Annotated in this window: 25 protein-coding genes; 15 read left to right on the forward strand and 10 right to left on the reverse strand. The window is 73.3% G+C overall.

Going from position 1 to position 24,458, the window contains the following annotated elements; translation table 11 throughout:
* Positions 1-3: 3 nt before the first annotated feature.
* Entirely contained in the window at positions 4-1,305 is a 1,302-nt protein-coding gene (gene aspS / locus KDN32_RS03940) for an aspartate--tRNA(Asn) ligase (RefSeq protein ID WP_211730800.1), read from the reverse strand.
* Between the two features lie 239 nt (positions 1,306-1,544).
* Here aspS and KDN32_RS03945 point away from each other — a divergent pair, with 239 nt between their 5' ends.
* Positions 1,545-2,498: a DUF389 domain-containing protein gene (locus KDN32_RS03945; protein WP_211730801.1), complete on the forward strand. Its 954-nt coding sequence runs from the start codon at positions 1,545-1,547 to the stop codon at positions 2,496-2,498.
* Here KDN32_RS03945 and KDN32_RS23195 read toward each other — a convergent pair.
* On the reverse strand, positions 2,485-3,396 hold the full coding sequence (locus KDN32_RS23195) for a GNAT family N-acetyltransferase (RefSeq protein ID WP_211730802.1): 912 nt from the start codon (positions 3,394-3,396) through the stop codon (positions 2,485-2,487). The genes KDN32_RS03945 and KDN32_RS23195 overlap by 14 nt on opposite strands.
* A 66-nt stretch (positions 3,397-3,462) precedes the next feature.
* Here KDN32_RS23195 and fdxA point away from each other — a divergent pair, with 66 nt between their 5' ends.
* From fdxA to KDN32_RS03970, 4 genes are all read left to right on the forward strand, one after another.
* The gene (gene fdxA / locus KDN32_RS03955) at positions 3,463-3,789 is read left to right on the forward strand and encodes a ferredoxin (protein WP_121138392.1); all 327 of its coding nucleotides are present in this window, start codon (positions 3,463-3,465) and stop codon (positions 3,787-3,789) included.
* 11 nt (positions 3,790-3,800) lie between these two features.
* Entirely contained in the window at positions 3,801-4,952 is a 1,152-nt protein-coding gene (gene dapC / locus KDN32_RS03960; protein ID WP_211732356.1) for a succinyldiaminopimelate transaminase, read from the forward strand.
* Between the two features lie 87 nt (positions 4,953-5,039).
* A complete protein-coding gene (locus KDN32_RS03965; RefSeq protein ID WP_211730803.1) occupies positions 5,040-5,882 on the forward strand; it encodes an NAD(P)-dependent oxidoreductase in 843 nt (280 codons plus the stop codon).
* A gap of 100 nt (positions 5,883-5,982) precedes the next feature.
* On the forward strand, positions 5,983-6,987 hold the full coding sequence (locus KDN32_RS03970) for a TolB family protein (RefSeq protein ID WP_211730804.1): 1,005 nt from the start codon (positions 5,983-5,985) through the stop codon (positions 6,985-6,987).
* Positions 6,988-7,039: 52 nt separating this feature from the next.
* Here the strand turns inward: KDN32_RS03970 and KDN32_RS03975 are convergent, their stop codons facing one another.
* The 5 genes from KDN32_RS03975 to KDN32_RS03995 are packed head-to-tail and all read right to left on the reverse strand — an operon-like array spanning position 7,040 to position 10,177.
* Positions 7,040-7,999 carry a VldE C-terminal domain-containing protein gene (locus tag KDN32_RS03975; protein WP_211730805.1) on the reverse strand — a complete coding sequence of 320 codons (960 nt, stop codon included), beginning with the start codon at positions 7,997-7,999 and terminating at the stop codon, positions 7,040-7,042.
* 19 nt (positions 8,000-8,018) lie between these two features.
* The gene (dapD, locus tag KDN32_RS03980; RefSeq protein WP_211730806.1) at positions 8,019-8,960 is read right to left on the reverse strand and encodes a 2,3,4,5-tetrahydropyridine-2,6-dicarboxylate N-succinyltransferase; all 942 of its coding nucleotides are present in this window, start codon (positions 8,958-8,960) and stop codon (positions 8,019-8,021) included.
* A gap of 44 nt (positions 8,961-9,004) precedes the next feature.
* Positions 9,005-9,544, reverse strand: a complete 540-nt coding sequence (locus tag KDN32_RS03985) for a DinB family protein (RefSeq protein WP_211730807.1) — start codon at positions 9,542-9,544, stop codon at positions 9,005-9,007.
* 43 nt (positions 9,545-9,587) lie between these two features.
* The gene (locus KDN32_RS03990; RefSeq protein WP_211730808.1) at positions 9,588-9,782 is read right to left on the reverse strand and encodes a helix-turn-helix transcriptional regulator; all 195 of its coding nucleotides are present in this window, start codon (positions 9,780-9,782) and stop codon (positions 9,588-9,590) included.
* Positions 9,782-10,177 (reverse strand): hypothetical protein, encoded by a 396-nt coding sequence (locus tag KDN32_RS03995; RefSeq protein ID WP_211730809.1) that lies wholly within the window; start codon positions 10,175-10,177, stop codon positions 9,782-9,784. Before KDN32_RS03995 ends, KDN32_RS03990 begins: the two co-directional genes overlap by 1 nt.
* A 267-nt stretch (positions 10,178-10,444) precedes the next feature.
* Between KDN32_RS03995 and KDN32_RS04000 the strand changes: the two genes are divergently transcribed.
* The gene (locus KDN32_RS04000; RefSeq protein WP_211730810.1) at positions 10,445-11,476 is read left to right on the forward strand and encodes a hypothetical protein; all 1,032 of its coding nucleotides are present in this window, start codon (positions 10,445-10,447) and stop codon (positions 11,474-11,476) included.
* A 148-nt stretch (positions 11,477-11,624) separates the two neighbouring features.
* Here the strand turns inward: KDN32_RS04000 and KDN32_RS04005 are convergent, their stop codons facing one another.
* Entirely contained in the window at positions 11,625-13,553 is a 1,929-nt protein-coding gene (locus KDN32_RS04005; RefSeq protein ID WP_211730811.1) for a PKD domain-containing protein, read from the reverse strand.
* A 361-nt stretch (positions 13,554-13,914) separates the two neighbouring features.
* Here KDN32_RS04005 and ileS point away from each other — a divergent pair, with 361 nt between their 5' ends.
* Genes ileS through KDN32_RS04035 form a run of 6 tightly spaced genes read left to right on the forward strand, consistent with a single transcriptional unit; the run spans position 13,915 to position 20,482 of the window.
* Positions 13,915-17,151: an isoleucine--tRNA ligase gene (ileS, locus tag KDN32_RS04010; protein ID WP_211730812.1), complete on the forward strand. Its 3,237-nt coding sequence runs from the start codon at positions 13,915-13,917 to the stop codon at positions 17,149-17,151.
* A gap of 39 nt (positions 17,152-17,190) precedes the next feature.
* A complete protein-coding gene (dapE, locus tag KDN32_RS04015) occupies positions 17,191-18,249 on the forward strand; it encodes a succinyl-diaminopimelate desuccinylase (protein WP_211730813.1) in 1,059 nt (352 codons plus the stop codon).
* 29 nt (positions 18,250-18,278) lie between these two features.
* On the forward strand, positions 18,279-18,998 hold the full coding sequence (locus KDN32_RS04020; protein WP_211732357.1) for an LOG family protein: 720 nt from the start codon (positions 18,279-18,281) through the stop codon (positions 18,996-18,998).
* Entirely contained in the window at positions 18,995-19,273 is a 279-nt protein-coding gene (locus tag KDN32_RS04025) for a DivIVA domain-containing protein (RefSeq protein ID WP_249216348.1), read from the forward strand. The genes KDN32_RS04020 and KDN32_RS04025 overlap by 4 nt, the downstream gene beginning before the upstream one ends.
* A gap of 16 nt (positions 19,274-19,289) precedes the next feature.
* Positions 19,290-19,712: a hypothetical protein gene (locus KDN32_RS04030; RefSeq protein ID WP_211730814.1), complete on the forward strand. Its 423-nt coding sequence runs from the start codon at positions 19,290-19,292 to the stop codon at positions 19,710-19,712.
* Complete coding sequence (locus KDN32_RS04035) at positions 19,709-20,482, forward strand: M14 family zinc carboxypeptidase (protein ID WP_211730815.1); 774 nt, start codon at positions 19,709-19,711, stop codon at positions 20,480-20,482. Before KDN32_RS04030 ends, KDN32_RS04035 begins: the two co-directional genes overlap by 4 nt.
* A 27-nt stretch (positions 20,483-20,509) precedes the next feature.
* Here KDN32_RS04035 and KDN32_RS04040 read toward each other — a convergent pair whose 3' ends face one another.
* Positions 20,510-21,358, reverse strand: coding sequence for an enoyl-CoA hydratase/isomerase family protein (locus tag KDN32_RS04040; RefSeq protein WP_211730816.1), 849 nt, complete (start codon positions 21,356-21,358; stop codon positions 20,510-20,512).
* Positions 21,359-21,544: 186 nt separating this feature from the next.
* Between KDN32_RS04040 and KDN32_RS04045 the strand changes: the two genes are divergently transcribed.
* From KDN32_RS04045 to KDN32_RS04055, 3 genes are read left to right on the forward strand one after another with little or no spacing between them, the layout of a single operon-like run.
* Complete coding sequence (locus KDN32_RS04045) at positions 21,545-21,712, forward strand: DUF3117 domain-containing protein (protein WP_211730817.1); 168 nt, start codon at positions 21,545-21,547, stop codon at positions 21,710-21,712.
* 2 nt (positions 21,713-21,714) lie between these two features.
* Entirely contained in the window at positions 21,715-23,247 is a 1,533-nt protein-coding gene (locus tag KDN32_RS04050; RefSeq protein WP_211730818.1) for a leucyl aminopeptidase family protein, read from the forward strand.
* On the forward strand, positions 23,247-23,585 hold the full coding sequence (locus KDN32_RS04055) for a hypothetical protein (RefSeq protein ID WP_211730819.1): 339 nt from the start codon (positions 23,247-23,249) through the stop codon (positions 23,583-23,585). The genes KDN32_RS04050 and KDN32_RS04055 overlap by 1 nt, the downstream gene beginning before the upstream one ends.
* A 153-nt stretch (positions 23,586-23,738) precedes the next feature.
* Here KDN32_RS04055 and KDN32_RS04060 read toward each other — a convergent pair whose 3' ends face one another.
* Positions 23,739-24,380, reverse strand: coding sequence for an O-methyltransferase (locus KDN32_RS04060; RefSeq protein ID WP_372446517.1), 642 nt, complete (start codon positions 24,378-24,380; stop codon positions 23,739-23,741).
* Positions 24,381-24,458 lie beyond the last annotated feature (78 nt).

The raw sequence follows: 24,458 nt of genomic DNA on the forward strand, positions 1-24,458 counted from the left end.
GACCTACGGCGCCAGCCGGTGCAGGTCGCGCGGGAACGGCGTCACCTCGCGGACGTTCGCGGCCTCCACGAGCCGGCCGACCCAGCGCTCGAGGCCGATCGCGAAGCCACCGTGCGGCGGCATCCCGTGCCGGAACGCCTGGAGGTACGCCGCCTGCGTCTCCGGGTCCTCGCCGCGCGCGAGCAGCGCCGCCTCGTAGTCGCCCGCGCGGTGCAGCCGCTGCCCGCCGGTGACCAGCTCGAGGCCGCGGAAGAGCAGGTCGAAGCTGTTGCTGTGCTCGGTGGTCGAGGTGCGAGCGGAGCGAGCCTCGAAACCACTGCCCGTCCACGGATGCGTGTAGAACGGCCGCTTCGCCATCGGGTAGCCCTCGACCGCGACGAAGTCGCTGCCGTGCTCGGCCAGCGCCCAGGCGCCGAGGGCGCGCTCGTGCTCGGGTGCCAGGTCGGGCTCGTCGGCCGGTGCACCGACCAGCGCGAGGGCGTCGGCGAAGTGGATCACCGGGATCTCCGCCGGCACGACCGGCACCCGCGCGCCGGTGCGGGCGACGGCGTCGTCCCGGCCGGAGACGGCCGCCACCATGCCGGCGAGCACCTCGCGCAGCACCGCCAGCACGTCGCGGTGGTCGCGCACGAAGCCGAGCTCGACGTCGAGCGAGCGGTACTCCGCGAGGTGGCGCACCGTGTCGTGCGGCTCGGCGCGGAAGACCGGCCCGACCTCGTAGACGCGCTCGAAGACGCCGACCATCTGCTGCTTGTAGAACTGGGGGCTCTGCGCGAGGTAGGCCGGGCGGCCGAAGTAGTCGACCTCGAAGACCGACGACCCCGACTCCGTCGCGGTCCCGACCAGCTTGGGCGTGGCGATCTCGGTGAAGCCGAGCCCGTCGAGGGTGCTGCGGAAGCCCTGCAGGGACGCGGCGGCGAGCTCCCAGCGGGCGCGCTGGGCGGGGTGGCGCCACAGCACCGGCGCGTGGTCGAGCAGGGTCGGCAGCGAGACGTCGAGAGCCGGACGCCACAGCTCGGCCGGCGGGGTGAGCGCGTCGTCGGTCAGCGCCTCGACCACCGCCGAGGTGACCTCGACGCCGCCGGGCGCCTGCTCGTTGGCGGTCGCGGTGCCGGTGACCCGGACCGTCGTCTCCTCGGGCGGCACGGCGTCGCCGGCCGGCAGCACCACCTGGGCCAGGCCGCTGCGGTCGCGCAGCACGAGGAAGGTGACCCGCGCCAGCTCGCGGCGGCGGTGCACCCAGCCCTCGAGGACGACCTCCGTCCCGGGCGTCGCGGCGGTCAGGTCGTGGCAGAGCGTTCTCATCTTTTCCTCCAGGTGTGTGGAGCCCTGGAGGTGTGGGCGGGGGCCAGATCGCGGTGCCACCACACCTTCGCCGACAGCTGCCGGCCTCTCGTCGGTGACGTCGTACGCACGGACGAGTGCTGCTCGGCGCCCGGCTGCCCGGGACGTCGGGGGTTCGTCAGGCCCCGCACTCGTCGACGCCATCGTGGGCGACGAGGAGGTCCGCGGGCAACTCGTTTGCGGCGTCTAGGCTCCGGCGCATGCTCGTGCACCTGCGGCTGACCGTCCCGACCGCGCTCACCGACGACGTCGTCGCGCTGCTCGAGGACCAGCACCGCTCAGCGAACCTCACCGTCCTCGTCGGTGCGTCCCGCTCGCCCGTGGGCGACCTCGTCGAGTGCGACGTCGCGCGCGAGCTGGTCGGAGAGCTCATCGACCGGCTCAAGACGCTCGGCCTGCACGAGAGCGGCGGCATCGTCGTCACCACCCCGACCGCGACGCCCTTCGCCGCGGCCCGCCACCTCGAGCGCACCGCCCCCGGCGACCCGGAGGACGCGGTGATCTGGGAGTCGGTGATCGACGAGTGCTACTCCGCGAGCCGGCCGACGGTGTCGTTCCACGTCTTCCTCACGCTGGCCACCCTGCTCGCCGCGATCGCCGTGATCACCGACTCCTCGGTGCTGGTGATCGGCGCCATGGTGGTCGGGCCCGAGTTCGGCACCGTGGCGGCGATCGCCACGGGCCTGGTCTTCGGCCGGCTCGGGCTGACGTGGCGGGCGCTGCGGCTGCTGGTGCTGAGCTTCGTGATCGCGATCGCGGTGGTCACCGTGCTCGCCCTCGTGGCCTCGCTGACGGGCCTGGTCACGGCCGACATGGTCACCCGGCCGCGGCCGCAGACCGGCTTCATCTGGCACCCCGACCGGTGGTCATTCATCGTGGCGCTGATCGCGGGCGCGGCGGGCGTGCTGGCGATGACCACCGCCCGGGCCAACGCGATGGTCGGCGTGTTCATCTCCGTCACGACCGTCCCCGCTGCCGGCAACCTCGCGCTCGCGCTCGGCACGTGGGCGCCCTCGGAGATGCGCGGCTCGGTCGCCCAGCTCGGGGTCAACCTCGCCGGGATGGTGATCGCCGGCGTCGTCGTGCTGGTGCTCCAGCGGCTGCTGTGGGCGCGCGTGCTGCGTGCGTCGCAGCGCCTCTTCAGCCGCTCGTGAGGACGAGGTAGCGGTTGGTGTGGTGGGTGCGGAACCCGAGCCGGTCGTAGAGCGCGAGCGCGCCGTCGTTGGCCACCTCGACGTGCAGCATCGCGGTGCGCGCCCCGCGGGAGGCGCCCCAGTCGACGAGCTCGCCGAGGACGTACGTCGCCAGGCCGCGCCGCTGGTGGTCCGGGTCGACCTCCAGCCCCTCGACGAGCAGCCAGTCGCCGGACAGCACCCCGCGGCCGCGTGCGACGCCGTCGGCCAGCACGACCGTGGCCTCGGCCGGTGACTCGTCGGTGCGCGACGGGAGGTCCGTGGTGACGCCGCGGGTGGCCCGGGCGAGCTGCGCGACCGGCGCCAGCTGGGCGTGGGCGTCGCCGGAGCCCGTCGGCGCGAAGCCCAGCGTGGCCAGCCGTTCCTCCTCGTCGCTCCCGAGGCGCACCTGCGCGAGCGGGGCCTGGTCGCGAGCGGCGTAGAACTCGCGGACCCGCCAGACGGCGTCGGCCCAGCCGATGCCCGGGTCCTCCATCGCGAGCACCGAGTTGCCGCGGCGACGCAGCCGGCCGCCGTGCGGGGGCGAGGCGCGCAGCGTCCACGCGCCCAGCGGCTCCGTGGTGACCTCGGCCCACAGCGCCTCGACGTGCCGCTCGACCTCGGAGGCCGGCACCCGGGAGCGGACCGACGCGCGCGGGGGCACGGGCTTGCCGGTCACGACGTCGGCGAGCGGGATCGCGACCGGGCCGTGGCCGTCGCGGTCGACGGTCAGGGTCTCCCAGTCCCACGCCGTGCAGGTCCCGAGCACGTCGCTCGCGCGACCGTCGGGCAGCAGGTGCCGGACCACCACGCGCCGGCCGACCACGTGCGGTCCGAGGGAGTGCCTGCCCACGGGCTGGGGTTCCGGCGTGTCGTCCACGGCACGGATACTAGAGTGGGCGCGCTGACGATCCCGTCCGTGCTCAGCCGTCTTCAGGAGGACCTGGTGACCTACGTCATCGCCCAGCCGTGCGTCGACCTCAAGGACCGCGCGTGCGTCGACGAGTGCCCCGTCGACTGCATCTACGAGGGCAAGCGGATGCTCTACATCCACCCCGACGAGTGCGTCGACTGCGGTGCCTGCGAGCCGGTGTGCCCGGTCGAGGCGATCTTCTACGAGGACGACACCCCGGAGGAGTGGAAGGGCTTCTACGACGCCAACGTCCACTTCTTCGACGACCTCGGCTCGCCCGGCGGTGCCGCGAAGATGGGCGTCATCGACGCCGACCACGCGCTCGTCGCCGCGCTGCCCCCGCAGGAGCACGACGAGTGACCGACCTTCCGATGGTCGAGGAGGTCGCGCAGCGACCGTCACGAGACCACCGGAAGGTCTCGCAGCGTCTCCCTGACTTCCCCTGGGACAAGCTCACGGCCCACGCCGCCACGGCCCGCGCGCACCCCGACGGGATCGTCGACCTCTCGGTCGGCACCCCCGTCGACCCGACCCCCGAGGTCGTGCAGGAGGCGCTGCGGGCCGCGGCGGACTCGCCCGGCTACCCGACGACCATCGGCCTCGAGGCCACCCGGCAGGCGGCGATCGACTGGCTGGCGCGTCGTCACGGCGTGACCGGTCTCGGGCTCGACGGCGTGCTGCCGGTGACCGGCTCCAAGGAGCTGATCGCCTCGATGGCGCTGCACCTCGGCATCGGCCCGGGTGACCTGGTCGGCTACCCCGCCCTGGCCTACCCGACCTACGAGGTGGGGGCCGCGCTCGCCGGCGCCGACAGCCTCGCCACCGACTCGCTCACCGCGTTCGGCCCCCGCACCCCGCGGCTGCTGTGGCTCAACAGCCCGGCCAACCCGAGCGGCCGCGTCCTGCCGCTCGACCACCTGCGCAAGGTCGTGGACTGGTGCCGCGAGCGCGGCACGGTGCTGGTCTCGGACGAGTGCTACATCGAGTGTGCGTGGGAGGGCGAGCGTCCGCTCTCGATCCTCGACCCGCAGGTCAACGGGGGTTCGCTCGACGGCCTGCTCGCGGTCCACTCGCTGTCCAAGCGCTCCAACCTCGCGGGCTACCGCTGCGCCTTCCTCGCCGGCGACCCGGCGCTGGTCGGCGAGCTGCTCGCGATCCGCAAGAACCTCGGCCTGCAGATGCCCGGACCGCAGCAGCGCGCGATGATCGAGGCCCTGGCCGACGACGCCCACGTCGAGGAGCAGCATGCCCGTTACGCCGCGCGCCGCGCGGCCCTGAAGGGCGCGCTCGAGGGCGCCGGCTTCACCATCGACCACTCCGAGGCCTCGCTCTACCTCTGGGCGCAGCGCCGGACCGAGGCGGGCCCGCAGGACTGCTGGTCGACCGTGGCCTGGCTCGCCGACCGCGGGATCCTCGTCGCGCCGGGCGACTTCTACGGCACCGCCGGGCGGCACCACGTCCGGGTCGCCTTCACCGCCACCGACGAGCGCGTCGCCGCCGCGGTCTCCCGCCTCGCCGGGTGACCTGCCGCCCGCGGGTGTGCGGCAGGCTGGACCGTCTGGTGCCGGACGGCGGGTCCGGCACCCGGGAGGCGCGAGCCGGAGGCTGACATGCGGGTGACGGTGCTGGGCACGGGGACGATGGGCGCGGGCATGGCCCGCTCGCTGCTGCGCGAGGGACACGACGTCACCGTCTGGAACCGGACGGCCGCGCGCGCCGAGCCGCTGGCTGCCGACGGCGCCCGGGTCGCGGCCAGCGCGTCCGACGCCGTCGCCGGGGCGGAGGCCGTGGTGACGATCCTCTTCGACACGGTGTCCGTGCTGGAGGTGATGACCGAGGTCTCCCTCCCTGCGGGATGCGTGTGGGTGCAGGCGGCCACGATCGGCGTCGACGGCACCGAGCGCGTCGCTGCCCTCGCCGGCGAGCGTGGCTGGCTGCTGGTCGACGCCCCGGTCCTCGGCACCAAGGCGCCGGCCGAGCAGGGCGCGCTGGTCGTGCTCGCCGCGGGGGAGGACGCCGCGCTCGAGGCGGCACGCCCGGTGACCGACGCGATCGGGTCGCGCGTGGTCCGCGCCGGGACCCGTCCGGGCGAGGCCGCGCGGCTCAAGCTCGTCTGCAACGCGTGGGTCGCGACGCTGACGGCCGCGGTCGGGCAGTCCGTCGCGCTCGCCGAGGCGCTGGGCCTGGACCCGCAGCTGTTCCTCGCCGCGCTCGAGGGCGGCGCGGTCGACACGCCGTACGCCCACGTCAAGGGCGCGGCGATGCTCGCGGGGGACTACCCGCCGTCCTTCGCCGTCGACGGGGTCCGCAAGGACCTCGGCCTGATCCGCGACGCCGCGCGGGCCAGCTCGACCGACGACCGGCTGCTGACCGCGGTGCTCGACCTGTTCGAGCAGGCCAGCGCGTCCGGCCACGGCGCCGACGACATGGCGGCGGTCCGCACCGCCTTCTGAGCCGACGGCTGCTCCTGTTACCCACTCCGGGTGATGACACCGGGGCCGTCCCGTTCCTAGCGTGGCAGGGACCAGCCACGTGCTCGGGACAGGAGTCCACATGCCGCACCGCACGCCACGCCGCACGCTCACGACCGCGCTCGTCGCGCTCACCACCGGGCTCGCCGCACTCCTCGCCGGCGTCGGCACCGGCGCCGGTGCGGCCGGGGCCTCGGCGCCCACCGCCGCGTCGGCGGACGCCCGCCCGGCCACCGCCCACGCGCGTCGCGCGGGCCTCGACGGCCGCATCGCCTTCGTCCGCGGCGGACAGGTCTTCTCGATGGACCGCTGGGGCGGCGACGTGCGACAGCTGACCACGAGCGGCACCAACACCCACCCGCAGTGGTCGCCCGACGGCCAGCGGATCGCCTACCTGCACGAGGCCGGCGGTCGCCGCGACATCTGGGTGATGTCGTCCGGCGGCGGGCGCCAGCGCGCGGTCACCACCACCGGCGACGTGAGCAGCGAGGGCGCGTCGTGGGCACCCGGCGGCAAGCGCCTCGCCTTCGCCGACGGCCAGGGTCAGCTGATGACGGTCGCCTCCCAGCCGCCGTTCGGCGTGCAGCAGGCCCTCGGCTACCCGACCGGCGGCTTCTGCGACGTGGGAGACACCGGGGTCCGCGGACCGGTCCCGGTCGACCGCTACCTCTCCTGGTCGCCCGACGGCCGGATCGCCGTGGTCAACCACGGCGACTGCTACTTCGACGACCGGCTCGACCACTACGTCGTCGACACCCAGGAGCTGCGGCAGTACGACGCCTCCGGCGCGGACTGCTGCGGCTACCACCTGTGGAGCGACCTGTTCTGGGGGCCGGGCAGCGAGTTCGGCTACACGCTCGAGGACTTCGGACCCTACGGCGACGAGCCGCAGCCGACCCGCATCGTCTACCCCGGCTTCCGCTCCCTCGACGGTGACACCGGCGGCGCCCCGTCACCGTCCGGGCATTTCCTGGCGCTGTCGACGACCCGTGACGGCCAGTCGGTCGTGGTGCGGGCGCGGGCCGACGGCTTCGGCCGCACCGTGCTGGCCGTCGGGGCGCAGCCGGACTGGCAGCAGCGCCCCTGAGTGCGTCCGGTCCGGGTTGGTCCGGTCTGGTTCGGTCCGGTTCGGGGGGCCGTCAGTCGAAGACGTCGACGTGGACGTGGTCGCGGTGCTCGAGGATCGCCCGGTCGCCGCGTGAGGACGACGGCACGCGATAGCGCCGCCAGCCGTCGTCGGAGCCGGCCTGCCAGATCCGCCCGTCGAAGATGAGCGTCCGGATCGCGAGCCGGTCGGCGTTGGCCACGAGGTAGCTCGCCATCGCCCATCCGCGCTTGCGGTTCTCCGCGTCGATCGGACGGTAGAAGATGTCGATCGCGCGGCCCTCGTAGTGCGCCGACCCCTCCATGTGCCCGGTCGAGACGCCGCCGGGCTCGAACCCGCCGAGCGACAGCGTGCCGAACCGCTCCTCGAGGTCGCTGCGCACGGCCGCGGCCCGCTCGACCAGGCCGCTCTCGTCGAGCACGTCGCCGGCCTCCTCGCGGTCGCCGGGCACCTCGCACCACATCGCGCGGGGGGAGTTGCCGGTCAGCGCGGAGGCGAGGGCCCGGCCGTCCTCCTCGTGGTCGGCGTACGCGTCCGGGTAGGCCGAGCGCTGCACCTCCTGCGCCGCGACGGTGATCTCCATCGTCTCGTAGCCGTCGACCTTCGCGAGGGCGTCGTAGAACGCGTTGGTCGCGAAGACCGGGTCGGTCAGCTGGTCGACCGTGCCCCAGCCCTGCGACGGGCGCTGCTGGAACAGCCCGACGGAGTCGCGGTCGCCGTAGTCGATGTTGTAGAGCTTCGACTCCTGGAACGCGGTGGCGAGCGCGATGCTCGCGGCCCGCGCGGGCATGCCCCGCTCGACCGAGATCGCGGTGATGAGGGCGGCGTTCTGGGCCTGCTCGAGGTCGACCTCGACGGTGTGGCCACCGACCTCGACCGTGCAGCCGGTGGTCGACAGCAGGTCGACCCCGTCGCGGTCGACGAGCACCACGACGGTCACGGCGGCGCCCAGCGCGGCGACCGCGCCGACGGCGACGGTGCGCAGGGAGGGCATGGGCGTGCGTCCCGGGGTGCTAGTTGGCGTGCAGCGCCGCGTTGAGGGCGATGCCGTCGCCCTTCCACGGCACGGCCTCGATGGCACCGGACACCGAGTTGCGGCGGAACAGCACGTTGTCGGCGCCCGAGAGCGTGGCCGCCTTCACGACCTGCGGCTTGCCGTCGAGGTCCGTGACGGTGACCTTCGTGCCGGCGGTGACGTAGCAGCCCGCCTCGACGACGCAGTCGTCGCCGAGCGAGATGCCGATGCCGGCGTTGGCGCCGAGCAGGCAGCGCTCGCCGACCGAGATCGTCTCCTTGCCGCCGCCCGAGAGGGTGCCCATGATCGACGAGCCGCCGCCGACGTCGGAGCCGTCGCCGACGACCACGCCGGCCGAGATGCGGCCCTCGACCATCGAGGTGCCGAGGGTGCCGGCGTTGAAGTTGACGAAGCCCTCGTGCATGACCGTCGTGCCCTCGGCCAGGTGGGCGCCGAGGCGGACGCGGTCGGCGTCGGCGATGCGGACGCCCGTGGGCAGGACGTAGTCGGTCATGCGGGGGAACTTGTCGACCCCGAGGACGGTGACGTGGTGGCCGGCCGCGCGCAGGCGGGCGCGGGTCGCCTCGAAGCCCTCGACCGCGCACGGACCGGCGGAGGTCCACACGACGTTGGCCAGCAGGCCGAAGATCCCCTCGAGGGACTGCCCGTGCGGGCGCACCAGCCGGTGGGACAGCAGGTGCAGCCGCAGCCAGACGTCCTCGGTGCTCGCGGGCGCGTCCGCGAGGTCGGCCACCTCCACGAGCCGCACCTCGCGGCGTACGCCGCGTGCCTCGTCCTCGCCCTCCAGCGCGGTCAGCTCCGCAGGCGCGTCGCCCTCGGTCGCGCCGAGCACGGGGGAGGGGAACCAGGCGTCGAGGACGGAGTCGCCCGACGCGCCGGTGTGGAGGGTCAGCAGGCCGTAGCCGGAGGCAGCAGTCACGCGCCAAGGGTACGGAAGCCACCCGAGGGGGTGGGCATCGCGGGCTACTGCCCGGTGCGTCCGTCCACGCGCTCGCGGACGAGGTCGGCGTGCCCGCAGTGGCGCGCGTACTCCTCGATCATGTGCACGATGATGTCGCGCACCTCGGTCGGCTCGCCGTGGACGTCGACGACGGTGTCGAGGTCGGTGCGGTCGAGCACCTCGCGGGCGTAGGCGATCTCGCCCTGCCACAGCGCGTGCGCCTCGCGGACGAGGTCGTCGTCGGCCTCGGGGAAGGTGAACCCGGTGTCGCCGCCCTCCTCCTGGAACAGCCGCGGGAGGTCCATCCGCTCCTCGATCACCCGGCGGAACCAGCTCTGCTCCACCCGCGCCATGTGGCGCACCAGGCCCAGCAGGGAGATGTTCGACGGCGGCACCGCCTTCGTCGCCAGCTGCTGCGCGTCGAGCCCGTTGCACTTGAGCGCGAGCGTCTGGCGGTAGTGCTCGAGGTAGCCCACGAGGCACTCCTTCTCACCGCGGGTGGGCTGGAGGTCCTGCATCCGCGGGTCCTGGTCGGTGGGCAGCCACATGCCGTCGAAGCTCATGGGGGCAACCCAACCGGTCCGCGGGCGGGGGCGGCAAATGGATTCAGTCCTCGGGCGTGAACACCTCGTCCACGGCGACGTCGAAGAGCCGTCCGATCCGGAAGGCCAGCGAGAGGCGGGGGTCGAAGTGCCCCTTCTCGATCGAGATGACCGTCTGGCGCGAGACCCCGAGCGCGTCCGCGCACTCCGACTGGGACAGCCCGGCCTCCTCCCGGAGGACGCGGAGCCGGTTGTGCATCAGCCCTCCCGGCGTTGGAGGATCACCAGGCGCGCCGACATGTCGGCCAGGCCGAGCAGGACGAAGATCCACAGCGGCAGCGCGTTCCAGTCCAGCACGGACGCGACGAACACGGTCACGCCCATCGCGACGATGGTGTCGTAGAAGGCGCCGCTGCTGGCGCGGGTCGTCCACTGGGACTCGATGGACTCCTCGGCCTGCTCGGGGTGCTCCGTGCGGTCGAGCCCGATCGCCACGAGCGCGACGGCGAACGGCAGCGTCATCGCTGCGAAGACCGCGAAGGTGACGGTGTCGGGGGCGTCGTCCCGCGTCGTGGCGGCGACGAACCCCACGACGGCGGCGACGGCCGTGCCGGCCGCGGCGGCGATGGTCCAGCGTGTCCGGGTGGTGGTCATGGCGTCCTCTCGTGTGTCAAAGTTCTTTGACATCATCGTGGGCCTGATGGCGGCTCGATGTCAAGTTTCTTTGACATCGGGGGTCCCGTGCGGGCCGGCCGGGTGTAGTCCAGTGGCGAGCTGCTGTCGCCGACGGGTAGTCCAGTGGCCAGCCGCTGCAGGACTCCCGTACTGGCGACGTCTCGCCACTGGACTACCCCGGCCCGGCGGCTGGAAACGGCCTGTGGAGGACCGGTACGCCCGCTGCCGGCGGGGAACGCTCGCACCATGACCAGCCTCCGGTGGCCCGCGACCCGCGCGGGCGTCGTCGTGCCCGTGCCGATCGACGCCACGGGACTCAGCGGCCCGACGCCGGGGCAGGCGCGTGGCCCACGCTGGCGCACGACCAGCCGCGGGCTCTACGTGCCGTCAGCGGTGACGGTGAGCGCCGACCAGCGCATCGCAGAGGCCGCCGCGGTGCTGCACGACGACGAGGCGGTCACGGGGTGGGCCGCCCTGCACTGGTCACGCGCGGCGTGGTTCGACGGGACGGTCGGCGGGGTCGGGCGGCGCGACGTGGTGCTCGTGGCGCGGCGCCACCTGGTGGCGCAGCCGGGGTTCTCGGTGAGCCAGGAGTTCCTGCACCCGGACGAGATCGAGGTCGTGGACGGACTGCCCCTGACCCGGGCGGTGAGGTCGGTGACCTTCGAGATGCGGTACGCCGCCGACCTCGGCGCCGCGGTGGAGGCCATCGACATGGCGTGCTACGCCGACCTCGTGTCGATCGCCGAGGTCACGGCGTACGTCGCGCAGCTCGGGCCGGTCACCGGCATCCAGCGGGCGCGCGACGCACTCGTCGAGGCCGACGAGAACTCGTGGTCGCCGCGGGAGACCCGGATGCGCGGCGTGTGGACGCGACGCGCCGGGCTCCCGCGGCCGCGGTGCAACGTCCCGGTGTTCGACCTGGACGGCAGGCACGTCGGGACCCCGGACATGGTCGACCCCGTCACGGGCGTGGTCGGCCTCTACCACGGCGACAGCCACCTCACCCTCGTGGGCGCGTCGGGCGACGCCGTGAAGGAGGACGCCTACCGCGACCTCGGCCTCGAGCCGGTCGCCATGCTCGCGCCCGACTGGGGCGACCTCGACGCGTTCACCGCGCGGCTCCACGCCGCCGCACGGCGGGCCGCGCGCCGCGGGCCGCGCGGCTGGACGCTCTCCCCGCCCGAGTGGTGGACCACCACGGACACCGTCGAGAAGCGACGTGCGCTCACCGACCGGCAGCGGCGGAAGTACCTCCGCTACCGCCGCGCCGCCTGAGCGCAGCCGTGACGGGGTCCACGCGCACGTCGGGGTAGTCCAGTGGCCAGACGCTGTGCGAAGGGTCTCCGGACGACATCTGGCCACTGGACTACGCCACGCAGGCGACGTCTCGCCACTGGACTACCCCGCGCGCCGAGGCCCCGCGTCAGCGCTTGACGCGCAGCGGCACCTTCACCGTGCGGCTGGCACCGTGGCCGTTCTTCGCCCGCACGACCAGGGTGTAGCGACCGACGGCCAGGTTGCGTCCGCCGATCCGGCTCGAGAGACGGAGCGTGCGGTGGCCGGCCGCGAGGCGCTTGGTCACCCGGGCCACGGTCCGCGACCGCCCCGCCCGCTTGACCTCGACGGTCACCTTCGCCCCCTGGGTGAGCGCGATGCGCGCACGGACCTTTCGCGGGGAGCGGGACGAGCCGGCCCGGTGGATGGCGCGACGGTTGGTGCGCACCTTCAGGCCCGGGCGGGCCCACGACACCTTGGTGGTGACGAAGCGGACGGTCTCGTTGCCGGCGGCGTCGGTGACCACGAGCCTGACGTTGTACGTGCCCGGCCGCGTGTAGGTGTGATGGACGCTCGTGCCGGCGTCGGGGCTCAGCTCGCTGAAACGCCAGGTGGCCGAGACGGGTCCCCACGCGTCGGAGGCCGTCACCGAGTACGTCACCCGGTCCTTGGTCCTCGCCCTGGCCGGTGCGTCGACCGACACGATGGTGGGTGCCACCGCATCGAAGGTGCGGGTCTGGACCACGTTGTCCACGCCGTTGATCCGGCTCCACACCGAGGTGAGGTTGCCGTCGCCGTCCCACGCCACCTGCGGCTCGGGGGAGGGGAGCTGGCGGTCGGTGATGGGCCCCGTCAGGTCGTCGACGGCGACCCAGCCCTGGCCCGCGGGTCGGCGGGCCACCTGGACGAACGGCCGCCCGGCCGGGTCCCGGTTGACCCACGTCGCGGCGGTGCTGCCGCTCGCGTCGACGACCAGCGACACGTCCGAGGCGGCACCGGAGACGGGGTAGAAGGAGGTCGCGCTGCTCCAGGTGGAGCCCGCGCGGTCGGCGTACGCGACGTACGAGCCGGCTGCGACGTCCTGGGTCCAGGCGGCGGTCACCCGGCCGTCGGGGAGCGCGACGAGTGCGGCCTGCCCGACCGCACCGGTCGCGACCGTCTCCGGCGCCGACCAGCTGCCGCCCACGGGGCGACGGGCGCTGACCAGGCTCCCGCCCTCGACGGTCGTGTCGGGCCAGGCGAGGGTGGTGGTGCCGTCCGGTGCCACAGCGACGACCGGGTCCCCGACGTCGTCGGTGGCGGCGACCTCGACGGGCTCGGCCCACGCGCTGCCCGGGACCCGCGTCGCGGCGCCCACGTGGTCCTCCGGCGCGGGCATCGGCGGGGCACCGCGGTCGTTGCTGCGCCAGGTGACCGCGGCCGAGCCGTCGGCGGTGACGTCGAGGTCGGTGCGGTAGGCGTACTGGTCGGCCGGCGACACGGCCACCGTCGCCGACCAGGTCCCGTCGACCGGCCGGGTGGACGTCACCACCACGCCGTCCTCGACCCATGCCGCGGTCACCGTGCCGTCGGCGGACGCGTCGAGGTCCACGTCGATCGCGGTGGCGGACGCCGTGAGGTTCTGGCTCAGGGCCACGGGAGCCGACCACGTCCCCGCGGCGGACCGGGAGGAGGCCACGACGAGGCTGTTGGTCTTGTAGCCCAACGCCCAGACGGCGGTGGCCCGGCCTCCGGGGCCGGCCACGACCACCGGCCGTGACACGTCCGCGAGGCCGGCCGCGAGGTCGACCGGGGTGGACCAGCCGCTGGCATCGTGGGTCCTCGTCACGACCCGGTTGGCGAAGATGCTGCCGGACGTCGCGTCGCGTGCGACCCACACCGCGGTCGTCGCGCCTGACGCGTCGGCGGCCACGCCGGCGCCCCGCGCGACGTCGGTGGTGGCGGACAGCGTGGTGGTCGGCGTCCACCCCGGCGGCTCGACGACCGGTGCGGCCACGGCCGGGACCGCGGACAGCAGGCCTCCGGCGACGGCCAGGGTGACGGTGACGGGTGTTGCTGTGCGCAGGACGTGTGGCATGGCGGTTCCCCCGGGTCAGACGGCACCGGCGAGCACCGGTGAGCGTGGGACGCACCGTACGCCGAATTTGTTGCGCCGCGCCGTGGACGACACCCCGAATCGATTGGCAGCCGCGCACCCCCGCGCCGTACGATCGCCGCAGGCGTCTGAGCCGTCATCAGCGGCGAGCCTCGGGAAGAACGGGTACGGCGATCCGGCCGCCACCTCACTAGACCCCGACGGGTACGGCCCGACACAGCCGAATGGAGTGGCTCCGCGAGGAGCAAGCGAGGTGGTACCGCGGCACCCTCCGTCGGAGGTGGTCGTCCTCGCGGGTTTCGAGACAGGACTTCGTCCTTCCTCAACCAGCGAGAGAGAGCCGATGACGTACCCCAAGGTGAGCCACACCGACGCCACTGCCGTCGCCAGCAGCCCGCGCTTCCCGGAGATCGAGGAGGCGGTGCTCGCCTACTGGGAGGCCGACGACACCTTCCGCGCGAGCGTCGAGCAGCGCGAGGCCGGCACCGACGGCGACAACGAGTTCGTCTTCTACGACGGCCCGCCCTTCGCCAACGGCCTGCCGCACTACGGCCACCTGCTCACCGGCTACGTCAAGGACCTCGTCCCGCGCTACCAGACGATGCGCGGCAAGCGCGTCGAGCGCCGCTTCGGCTGGGACACCCACGGCCTGCCCGCCGAGCTCGAGGCGATGCGCCTCAACGGCATCAAGACCACCGACGAGATCGTCGAGCTGGGCATCGAGAAGTTCAACGAGGCCTGCCGCCAGAGCGTCCTGAAGTACACGGGGGAGTGGCGCGACTACGTCACCCGCCAGGCGCGCTGGGTCGACTTCGACAACGACTACCGCACCATGAACCCCGAGTTCATGGAGTCGGTCATCTGGGCCTTCAAGCAGCTGCACGACAAGGGTCTGGTCTACGAGGGCTTCCGCGTCCTGCCCTACTGCTGGCAGGACGAGACCCCGCTCTCCAACCACGAGCTGCGCATGGACGACGACGTCTACCAGATGCGCCAGGACCCGGCGGTCACCGTCGGCTACGACGTCACGACCGAGGGGGACTTCAAGGGCGTCAAGGTCCTCGTCTGGACGACGACGCCGTGGACGCTGCCCTCCAACCTCGCGGTGATGGTCGGCGAGGACATCGACTACGTCGTGGTCACCTCCGACGGGCCCACCGGCTCGACCGAGCGCTACCTCATCGCCGAGGCCCGCCTCGCGTCGTACGCCCGCGAGCTCGGGGAGTCCCCCGAGGTCACCTGGCGCGGCACGGGCGCCGACCTCGTCGGCCTGGAGTACGCCCCGCCGTTCTCCTACTACGCCGGCCACGCGCGGGCGTTCCGCCTGGTGCCCGCCGAGTTCGTGACGACCACGGACGGCACGGGGCTCGTCCACACCGCCGGCGCGTTCGGTGAGGACGACAAGGTGGTCACCGACCGCGAGGGCATCGAGGCCGTCATGCCGGTCGGCAAGGACGGGCGGTTCACCTTCCCGGTCACCGACTACGAGGGCATGCAGGTCTTCGACGCAAACCTGCACGTCATCGACCACCTCAAGGCCGCGACGGCCAATCTCTCGCCGGTCGAGGACGGCGCGCAGCGCCCGTCTCGAGACCACGGCTCGGTCACGCCCGGCACCGTCCTGGTGCGCCGCGAGACCTACGACCACTCCTACCCGCACTGCTGGCGCTGCCGGCAGCCGCTGATCTACAAGGGCGTCTCGTCGTGGTTCGTCGAGGTGACCAAGGTCAAGGAGCGCCTGATGGCGCTCAACCAGGAGATCCGCTGGGTCCCCGACCACATCAAGGACGGCCAGTTCGGCAAGTGGCTGGAGAACGCCCGCGACTGGTCGATCACCCGCAACCGCTTCTGGGGCAGCCCGGTGCCGGTGTGGAAGTCCGACGACGAGCACTACCCGCGCCTCGACGTCTACGGCTCGTTCGAGGAGATCGAGCGCGACTTCGGCACGCTGCCGCGCGACAAGGACGGCAACCCCGACCTGCACCGCCCGTTCGTCGACGAGCTCACCCGGCCCAACCCCGACGACCCGACCGGGAAGTCGACCATGCGCCGCGTCACCGACGTCCTCGACGTCTGGTTCGACTCGGGCTCGATGTCGTTCGCCCAGGTGCACTACCCGTTCGAGAACAAGGACTGGTTCGACGACCACTTCCCGGGCGACTTCATCGTCGAGTACATCGGCCAGACCCGCGGCTGGTTCTACACGATGCACGTCCTGGCCGGCGCGATCTTCGACCGCCCGGCGTTCTCGACGTGCCTGAGCCACGGCATCGTGCTCGGCAACGACGGCCAGAAGATGTCGAAGAGCCTGCGCAACTACCCCGACGTCCGCGAGGTCTTCGACCGCGACGGCGCCGACGCGATGCGCTGGTTCCTGATGTCGAGCCCGATCCTGCGCGGCGGCAACCTGATCGTCACCGAGCAGGGCATCCGCGACTCGGTGCGCCAGGTGCTGATCCCGCTGTGGAACAGCTGGTCGTTCTTCAGCCTCTACGCCAACGCCGCGGGCGGCGGCGCCGGGCGCGAGGCGACGTGGCGCACCGACAGCGCGCACCCGATGGACCGCTACATCCTGGCCAAGCTGCGCGACCACGTGGCGGTGATGACCGACCAGCTCGACAACTACGAGGTGGCGGCCGCGTGCGACTCCACGCGCACCTTCCTCGACGTGCTGACCAACTGGTACATCCGGCGCTCGCGCGAGCGGTTCTGGGACGAGGACGGCGACGCCTTCGACACCCTCTACACGGTGCTCGAGGTCGTGTGCCGCGTGACGGCGCCGCTGCTGCCGCTGACCACGGAGGAGGTGTGGCGCGGCCTGACGGGCGAGCGGTCGGTCCACCTGACCGACTGGCCGTCGGTCGACGACCTGCCCGCCGACGAGGCGCTGGTGGCGTCGATGGACACCGTCCGCGACGTCTGCTCGGCCGGCTCCGCGCTGCGCAAGGCGGCCAACCTGCGCAACCGGCTGCCGCTCTCGCGCCTGACGGTGGTCAGCGACGCCGACCTCACCGGCTTCGAGCAGCTGGTCGCCGACGAGCTCAACCTCAAGGCCGTCGACCTGCTCGCCGCGGAGGCGCCCGAGGCGGAGGCGTACGGCGTCTCCCAGCGGCTGACCGTCAACGCGCGCGCCGCCGGGCCGCGCCTGGGCAAGGACGTCCAGCTCGCGATCAAGGGCTCGAAGTCGGGCGACTGGTCGGTGGCCGAGGACGGCACCGTCACCGCCGGCGGCCTGGCGCTGGTCGAGGGGGAGTACGCCCTCGAGACCGTCGCGGGGTCCGCCGACGACGACACCGCGATCGGCGTGCTGCCGCGCGGCGGCTTCGTCGTGCTCGACACGGCGGTGACGCCCGAGCTCGAGGCCGAGGGCGCCGCCCGCGACCTGGTGCGCGCGGTGCAGCAGGCACGCAAGGACGCCGGCCTCCAGGTCAGCGACCGGATCGCGCTCACGGTCTCCGCGCCGGCCGCGACCCTCGACGCGGCGCGCACCCACGAGGGCCTGATCGCCGACGAGACGCTGGCCACGAGCGTGGCCTACGCCGAGGCCGACGAGGTCTCGGTCGAGGTCGCGAAGGCCTGAGCGTCCGCGACGCGTCGGCGGGCTGGTTGAATCGTGGGCATGGCCCACCTCGACCTGTCCGCCGACGTCGTCACCCTCACCCAGCAGCTCGTCGACACCTTCTCGGTCAGCCACCACGAGCAGGAGATCGCCGACGCCGTCGAGGCGGCGCTGCGCACGCTGCCGCACCTCACCGTGACCCGGCGCGGGCACACGCTCGTCGCGCGCACCGACCTCGGCCGCGGCGAGCGGGTCGTCGTGGCCGGTCACCTCGACACGGTGCCGCTCAACGACAACCTCCCCTCGCGGCTCGAGGACGGCGTCCTGCACGGCCTCGGCACCTGCGACATGAAGGGCGGCGACGCGGTGATGCTCAAGCTCGCCGCCGACCTCACCGAGCCCAACCGCGACCTCACCTTCATCTTCTACGAGGCCGAGGAGGTCGACTCGGTCCACAACGGGCTGCGCAAGCTCACCGAGAGCGACCCCGACCTGCTCGAGGCCGACTTCGCGATCCTCATGGAGCCCAGCAACGCGGCGATCGAGGCGGGCTGCCAGGGCACGATGCGCGTCGACGTCCGCACGACGGGGGAGCGCTCGCACAGCGCACGCAGCTGGAAGGGCGTCAACGCGATCCACCGGGCGGCCCCGATCCTCGCGCGGCTCAACGACTACGTCGCCCGCGAGCCGGAGATCGACGGGCTGACCTACCACGAGGGCCTCAACGCTACCGGGATCCGCGGCGGCGTCGCCGGCAACGTGATCCCCGACGAGTGCGTGGTGGAGGTCAACTTCCGCTTCGCCCCCGACCGCAGCGAGGCTGACGCCGAGGCGTTCGTGCGCGACTTCTTCGACGGCTTCGAGGTGACGGTCACCGACATGGCCGCCGGCGCCCTCCCGGGCCTCGACCGCCCGGCCGCGAAGGCGTTCGTCGACGCGGTCGGCGGCGAGCCGGCCCCGAAGTTCGGCTGGACCGACGTCGCCCAGTTCACCAAGCTGGGCGTGCCGGCGGTCAACTTCGGTCCCGGCGACCCGATGTTCGCCCACAAGCAGGACGAGCACGTGCCGGTCGAGCACGTCGAGCGCTGCGAGCGGGTCTTGAAGGAGTGGCTGTCGTGAGCGACCAGCAGGAGCTCCCGCACGACCGGATGCGCGGCCCGGTCGTCGAGCGGCGCGGCCAGGTCCACGACGGCAGCACCACCGACCAGCGCCTCCTCGACTCCCGCGGCCCGACCGACTGGGTGCACACCGACCCGTGGCGGGTGCTCCGGATCCAGGCCGAGTTCGTCGAGGGGTTCGGGGCGCTCGCCGAGACCGGCCCCGCCATCGCGGTCTTCGGCTCCGCGCGGACCCCGGCCGACCACCCCCACTACGCCATCGGCGAGGAGGTCGGCCGCAAGCTCGTCGAGGCCGGCTTCGCGGTGATCACCGGCGGCGGGCCCGGCGCGATGGAGGCCGCCAACAAGGGCGCCTGCGAGGCCGGCGGCGCCAGCCTCGGCCTCGGGATCGAGCTGCCCTTCGAGTCGGGTCTCAACCAGTGGGTCGACAAGGGCATCAACTTCCGCTACTTCTTCGCCCGCAAGACGATGTTCGTCAAGTACTCCCAGGGCTTCGTGGTGCTGCCCGGCGGGCTCGGCACCCTCGACGAGCTGTTCGAGGCACTGACGCTCGTGCAGACCGGCAAGGTCACGTCGTTCCCGATCGTGCTGATCGGCACCGCCTACTGGAGCGGCATGATCGGCTGGCTGCGCGACACCGTGCTCGCCGAGGGCAAGATCAACCCGGCCGACCTCGACATGATGGTCGTGACCGACGACGTCGACGAGGCGGTCTCGCTGATGGTGCAGGCGCGGGAGGCCCGGACATGATGTGGCTGTTCGCGATCCTCGTGGTCCTCGCGATGGCGGGCGTCGCCCTCCTCGCGGCCGGCCGCGGCGGGTCGATGCCACCGGCCCACGACGACCGCCCCGACCTGGTCCTGCCGACCGACCGGCCGATCGGCGCGGCCGACCTGCGGGGCGTACGGTTCCCGCTGGCCGTGCGCGGCTACCGGATGTCCGACGTCGACGCGCTGCTCGCGCGCCTGGCCACCGAGCTCGAGGACGGTCGGGGGACCTCGTCTGGCGACGTCGACCGGCCCTAGGGCAGACTCCGGCGGCATGTCGTTCCCGATCGTGGTGTGGATCCTCACGGCGCTGGCCGCCGTGGTGGTCGTGCTGACCCGGATGCGCCTGCGCGGCGAGGACGCGGCCGGACGCCTGTCCATCAACCCGAGGCTCCCCGCGGTGCACTTCGTCGCGGGCACGCTCGCCCTGGTGCTGTGGCTCGGGGTCCTCGTCGCGCCGGAGGACTCGCTGGTCGGGGGTCCGCTCGTCGGCATCATCGCCGTCGCAGGGTGGTGGGTGACCGCGCTCTGCGGCGTGCTGATCCTCGCGCGCTGGCTGCCCACGAAGGGCCGGCACGCCCCGGCCGCGTCCGGCGACGGCTGGAGCGACGGTCCCGGCCTCTCGCTCCTCGCCCACCTCGGGATGGTCGTCGGCGTGCTGGTGTTCACCTACGCCTACCTCACGGCGGCGGTGTGAGGGCCGCTCGCCGCGCGCTCGCCGTCGCGTGCCTGGCCCTGACCGGCCTGCCGGCCCTCACCGTCGTGGCCGCCACCGGACCCGCGCACGCCGTGCGCGCCGAGGCAGAGCGTCCCGCGGTGGTCGAGACCCGCACCATCGGCCACTCCGTCCGCGGCCGCCCGATCCGCGCCTTCCGCCTGGGCGAGCCCGGCCGCCGGCGGATCGTGCTGGTGTCGACGATGCACGGCAACGAGCCGCACACCCGGGCGATCCTCGAGAGCCTGCGCGACGGCCGCGCGATCCGCGGCGTCGACCTGTGGGTGGTGCCGACCTACAACCCCGACGGACTCGCCCGGGGCACCCGACGCAACGCCCGCGGAGTCGACCTCAACCGCAACTTCCCCTACGCGTGGGCCGACCTCGACGGCAGCCACGAGTCCGGTCCGCGCGCGGCGAGCGAGCCCGAGACCCGCGCGATGATGCGGTTCCTGCGCGACGTCGACCCGCTGCGGGTGATCAGCTTCCACCAGCCGCTCAACGGCGTCGACACCGACACCAAGGACCCGCGGTTCGCCCGGCGGCTGGCCCGGGCGCTGCGGCTGCCGCGCACGTCCCTCGACTGCGGCGGGCTGTGCCACGGCACGATGACCATGTGGTTCAACCACCACTTCCGCGGCAGCGCCCTCACCGTCGAGTACGGCGCGCACCCGTTGCGGCACCGGATGGTCGTCGAGGCGCCCCGCCAGCTGCTCGGCCTGCTCCACGCCCACCGCACGTCGCAGGGCTGAGCCCGGCGGCGTACGGCGCACACCCGCTCAGCGGCCGTGGAACTCCGGCTTCTGCTTGGCCACGAACGCGTCGACGGCGGCGAGGTGGTCCTCGGTGCCGCCGGTGAGCGCCATCTTCTCGGCCTCGAAGGCCAGCGAGGCGTCGAGCGGGTGCGACGCCGAGTGGGCCACCGCCTGGCGGATCGACCCGAACGCCACGGTCGGACCGGCAGCGAGGCGGGCGGCCAGCGTCCCCACCGCGTCCGCGAAGCCGTCCTCGGGGACGACCTGCGTGGCGAGCCCGAGCTCGAGGGCCTCCCGGGCAGAGACGGTGCGGGGGAAGTAGAGCAGCTCCATCGCCTTCGCCTGACCGACCAGGCGCGGCAGCGTCCAGCTCGAGCCGGTGTCGCACGACAGCGCCACGCCGGCGAACGAGGTGTTGAAGCCGGCGCTGTCCACCAGGACCCGGAAGTCGGCCGCGAACGCGAGGCTGGCGCCGGCGCCCGCCGCGACACCGTTGACCGCGGCCACCACCGGCTTCGCCATGGTGGCGAGGGTGTGCACGATCGGGTTGTAGTGGCGCTCGACGGTCTCCGACAGCGGGACGTCCGCGTCGCCCTTCAGCCCGGCGAGGTGCTCCTTGAGGTCCTGGCCGACGCAGAACGCGCGGCCGCTGCCGGTGAGCACCACGCAGCGGACCTCCGGGTCGTCGGCCACCCGGCGCACGGTCTCGAGCAGCAGGTCCTTGGTCGCGACGTCGAGGCCGTTCATGGCGTCGGGCCGGTTGAGGGTGATGGTGGCCACGGCGTCGACGACCTGCAGCAGGACGGGCGCGTCGGACGACTGGGTGGAGGGCTGCGCGGAGGAGTCGGCGGGGGACGGGGTGGAGGTCGTCATGGGGGCAGTCTGCCGGACCGTCGTCCACCCCTTTCGGCGCCCTGTGGTGCCGATCACGCACGACATGGGGGATACTGGACCCCGTACGACGCCGATCGAGGCGGCCGGTAGCGACCACGCCGCCTCGATTCGCATGTGAAGAGTCCTCCATCGCCGCTAGATGGCAGAACAGGAAGAGGTGCGCCGATGGCCGCCATGAAGCCCCGCACGGGCGACGGACCGCTCGAGGTGACCAAGGAGGGCCGCGGCATCGTCATGCGCGTCCCGCTCGAGGGCGGTGGACGGCTGGTCGTCGAGCTCAACGCCGACGAGGCGGCAGCCCTGGGTGACGCCCTCAAGGACGTCGTCGGCTGATCGTGGCCACCTCCGCCCAGCTGCCCACGCAGGTCTCACCACCTGAGTTCGCCCTCAGCCCCGCGCTCCCGCACCAGATCGGCGGCGCGGAGGTCTGGGCCTTCCCGGTCGTCGCCGACGAGGCGGGCCCGCTGCTCGGCCCCGGCGCCGAGGAGGCGTCCGAGGCCCTCGGGCTCGACCTCCTCGCCGCGCTCGAGGCGTCGCGCGCCACGGGTCGCGCCGGCGAGGTCACGACCGTCCCGGTGGCGGCACTCCCCGACGACGGGGTCGGCCTGGTGCTGCTCGTCGGCGTCGGCGAGGGGTCGGTCACCGACTTCCGGCGCGCCGGCGCGGCGCTCGCCCGCGCCACCAAGGACCGCGCGAGCGTCGTGACGAGCCTCGCTGCGATCGCGCCCGACGACGGCCTCGGAGCCGTCGTGGTGGGGGCGATGCTCGCCTCCTTCGGCTTCCACTGGCGCTCCGAGGGCCCGAAGGAGCAGCCGGTCGCCCGGATCGTGCTCGCCGGCGTGAGCGACGACGGCGCCGACGACGAGCTGGCCCGTGCGATCGCCCTGGGCGGCGCGGGCTGGCGCTCGCGGACCCTCGCGACCGTCCCGTCCAACCTGAAGAACCCCGCGTGGCTCGCCGAGCAGGCGGTCGAGGTCGGCGAGCTGGCCGGTCTCGAGGTCACGGTCTGGGACGAGGAGCGGCTGGCCGCCGAGGGCTTCGGCGGCATCCTCGCCGTCGGCGGCGGCTCGGTCAGCCCGCCGCGCCTGATCCGCATGGACTACACCCCGCGCGGCGCGGGCAAGAAGATCCCCACCGTCGTCCTCGTCGGCAAGGGCATCACCTTCGACAGCGGCGGCCTCGACATCAAGCCGGCCGAGTCGATGCTGACCATGAAGCGCGACATGAGCGGCGGCGCCGCGGTGATCGCGACGATGGCCGCGCTGCGCGACGTCGACTGCCCCGTGCGGGTCGTCGGCCTGGTCCCCGCGGCCGAGAACTCCGTGAGCGGATCCTCGATGCGCCCCGGCGACGTCATCACCCACGTCGGTGGCCGCACCTCCGAGGTCAACAACACCGACGCCGAGGGACGCCTCGTCCTCGCCGACGCGATGGCCTACGCCGTCGCCGAGGTGAAGCCGGCCGCGATCGTCGACGTCGCCACCCTGACCGGCGCCATGAAGGTCGCGCTCGGGCAGTGGACCGGCGGCTACTTCGCCAACCACGAGGCCCTCGCCGAGCACGTCGAGGCGGCCGCCGCGACGTCCGGCGAGTCCGTGTGGCGGATGCCGCTGGTCGCCGACTACGAGGAGAAGGTGTCCTCCCGGATCGCCGACGGCGACAACGCCGCCGGTGGTGCCGGCGCGATCACCGCCGCGCTCTTCCTGCAGCACTTCGCCGGCGACGTCCCGTGGGCCCACGTCGACTTCGCGTCGGCCGCCGAGGCGCCCGCCGACCGGCACGAGTGGACCGCCGGCCCCAGCGGCTGGGGTCCGCGCCTGCTGCTGACCTGGCTCGGCTCCGACGACCCGCTGGCCGGGATCGCCTGATGCTCGGCCTCACCGTCCGCTGGTCCCTGGTCGGGGCCGCGGACGGGGTCGAGGAGCAGCTCGCGTCGTACGTCGCCGAGACCTCGCACGCCCGCTTCACCGGCATGGCCGGCCTCCGCTTCAAGACCTGGCGGTCGGTGCCGGGGGAGTGGTTCGAGGGCTGCTACGTCTTCGCCACCGACGAGGCGCGCGCCGAGTTCCAGCGGACCTTCACCGCGACCGCCGACTCCGCGCCCGGCACGCAGATCATCGGCTCGCCGCCGGTCCTCGTCGAGGCGTGCGACGTCGTCGCCGTCGCGGAGGGCTGGGACGGCTTCCTCGCCGCACCCCGCCTCTGACCTGCCCGGCTGCGGCGGGCGTCGAGCGGACACTGGTGCGCTCGAGTACACCCGTGGCGGCCGGGTGGTCAGGCTCTCGCTGAACTTGTCAGGGCGTGCACGGCCTGACAAGTGCAGCGATCCCCGGCTGACCGGGGATCGCTGAAAGAGGCCTCAGCCCTCCTCGGGCGCCCACTCCTTCTTGGCGGCCAGCAGGCCGTCGCCGACCGGCAGCAGCACCGGGACCAGCGCGTCGTGCTCGAGGATGGTGCGACCGAGGTCGCGGATGGTGACGGTCTCCTCGTCGCGCTGGGCGGGGTCGGCGACCCGGTCGTGCCACAGGGCGTTGTCGAAGGCCACCACGCCGCCGGGACGCAGCAGGCGCAGCGCCTCCTTGAGGTACGCCGCGTACTCGCGCTTGTCACCGTCGCAGAACACCAGGTCGTAGTGGCCGTCGGTGAGGCGGGGGAGCACGTCCAGCCCGGCGCCGGCGATGGTGCGGGCGCGGTTGCCCGGGATGCCGGCCTCGGTGAAGGTCTCCTTGGCGAGGCGCTGGTGCTCGGCCTCGATGTCGACGGTGGTGAGCACGCCGTCCGAGCGCATGCCGCGCAGCATCCAGAGGCCGGAGACGCCGGTGCCGGTGCCGATCTCCACGACCGCGCGGGCGTCGAGCACGGAGGCGAGGAAGCGCAGGGCCGCGCCGGCGCCGGGACCGACCGGCGTCACGCCGACCTCCTCGGCGCGGCTGCGGGCGGCGGACAGGATCTCGTCCTCGGCCACGAACGACTCGGCGTAGGACCAGCTCGCGGGCTTGATCGGCGTGGTGATGACGGGCCTCCTGGGTCGACGCCGGCGGTGCGCGTGGAGCACCCCGCTCGGGCGGGTCGATGCTAT

It is taken from the genome of Nocardioides palaemonis (assembly GCF_018275325.1).
Taxonomy (GTDB): Bacteria; Actinomycetota; Actinomycetes; order Propionibacteriales; family Nocardioidaceae; genus Nocardioides; species Nocardioides palaemonis.

Coding starts and splice junctions, on each gene's coding strand:
- dapE (WP_211730813.1), top strand. CDS start 17,191: ATGGCCCACCTCGACCTGTCCGCCGACGTCGTCACCCTCACCCAGCAG.
- KDN32_RS04025 (WP_249216348.1), top strand. CDS start 18,995: ATGATGTGGCTGTTCGCGATCCTCGTGGTCCTCGCGATGGCGGGCGTC.
- KDN32_RS03945 (WP_211730801.1), top strand. CDS start 1,545: ATGCTCGTGCACCTGCGGCTGACCGTCCCGACCGCGCTCACCGACGAC.
- KDN32_RS04000 (WP_211730810.1), top strand. CDS start 10,445: ATGACCAGCCTCCGGTGGCCCGCGACCCGCGCGGGCGTCGTCGTGCCC.
- KDN32_RS04045 (WP_211730817.1), top strand. CDS start 21,545: ATGGCCGCCATGAAGCCCCGCACGGGCGACGGACCGCTCGAGGTGACC.
- KDN32_RS04030 (WP_211730814.1), top strand. CDS start 19,290: ATGTCGTTCCCGATCGTGGTGTGGATCCTCACGGCGCTGGCCGCCGTG.
- ileS (WP_211730812.1), top strand. CDS start 13,915: ATGACGTACCCCAAGGTGAGCCACACCGACGCCACTGCCGTCGCCAGC.
- KDN32_RS03995 (WP_211730809.1), bottom strand. CDS start 10,177: ATGACCACCACCCGGACACGCTGGACCATCGCCGCCGCGGCCGGCACG.
- KDN32_RS03965 (WP_211730803.1), top strand. CDS start 5,040: ATGCGGGTGACGGTGCTGGGCACGGGGACGATGGGCGCGGGCATGGCC.
- KDN32_RS04020 (WP_211732357.1), top strand. CDS start 18,279: ATGCGCGGCCCGGTCGTCGAGCGGCGCGGCCAGGTCCACGACGGCAGC.
- KDN32_RS03975 (WP_211730805.1), bottom strand. CDS start 7,999: ATGCCCTCCCTGCGCACCGTCGCCGTCGGCGCGGTCGCCGCGCTGGGC.
- dapC (WP_211732356.1), top strand. CDS start 3,801: ATGGTCGAGGAGGTCGCGCAGCGACCGTCACGAGACCACCGGAAGGTC.
- aspS (WP_211730800.1), bottom strand. CDS start 1,305: ATGAGAACGCTCTGCCACGACCTGACCGCCGCGACGCCCGGGACGGAG.
- KDN32_RS04005 (WP_211730811.1), bottom strand. CDS start 13,553: ATGCCACACGTCCTGCGCACAGCAACACCCGTCACCGTCACCCTGGCC.
- KDN32_RS04055 (WP_211730819.1), top strand. CDS start 23,247: ATGCTCGGCCTCACCGTCCGCTGGTCCCTGGTCGGGGCCGCGGACGGG.
- KDN32_RS04040 (WP_211730816.1), bottom strand. CDS start 21,358: ATGACGACCTCCACCCCGTCCCCCGCCGACTCCTCCGCGCAGCCCTCC.
- KDN32_RS03985 (WP_211730807.1), bottom strand. CDS start 9,544: ATGAGCTTCGACGGCATGTGGCTGCCCACCGACCAGGACCCGCGGATG.
- KDN32_RS03970 (WP_211730804.1), top strand. CDS start 5,983: ATGCCGCACCGCACGCCACGCCGCACGCTCACGACCGCGCTCGTCGCG.
- KDN32_RS03990 (WP_211730808.1), bottom strand. CDS start 9,782: ATGCACAACCGGCTCCGCGTCCTCCGGGAGGAGGCCGGGCTGTCCCAG.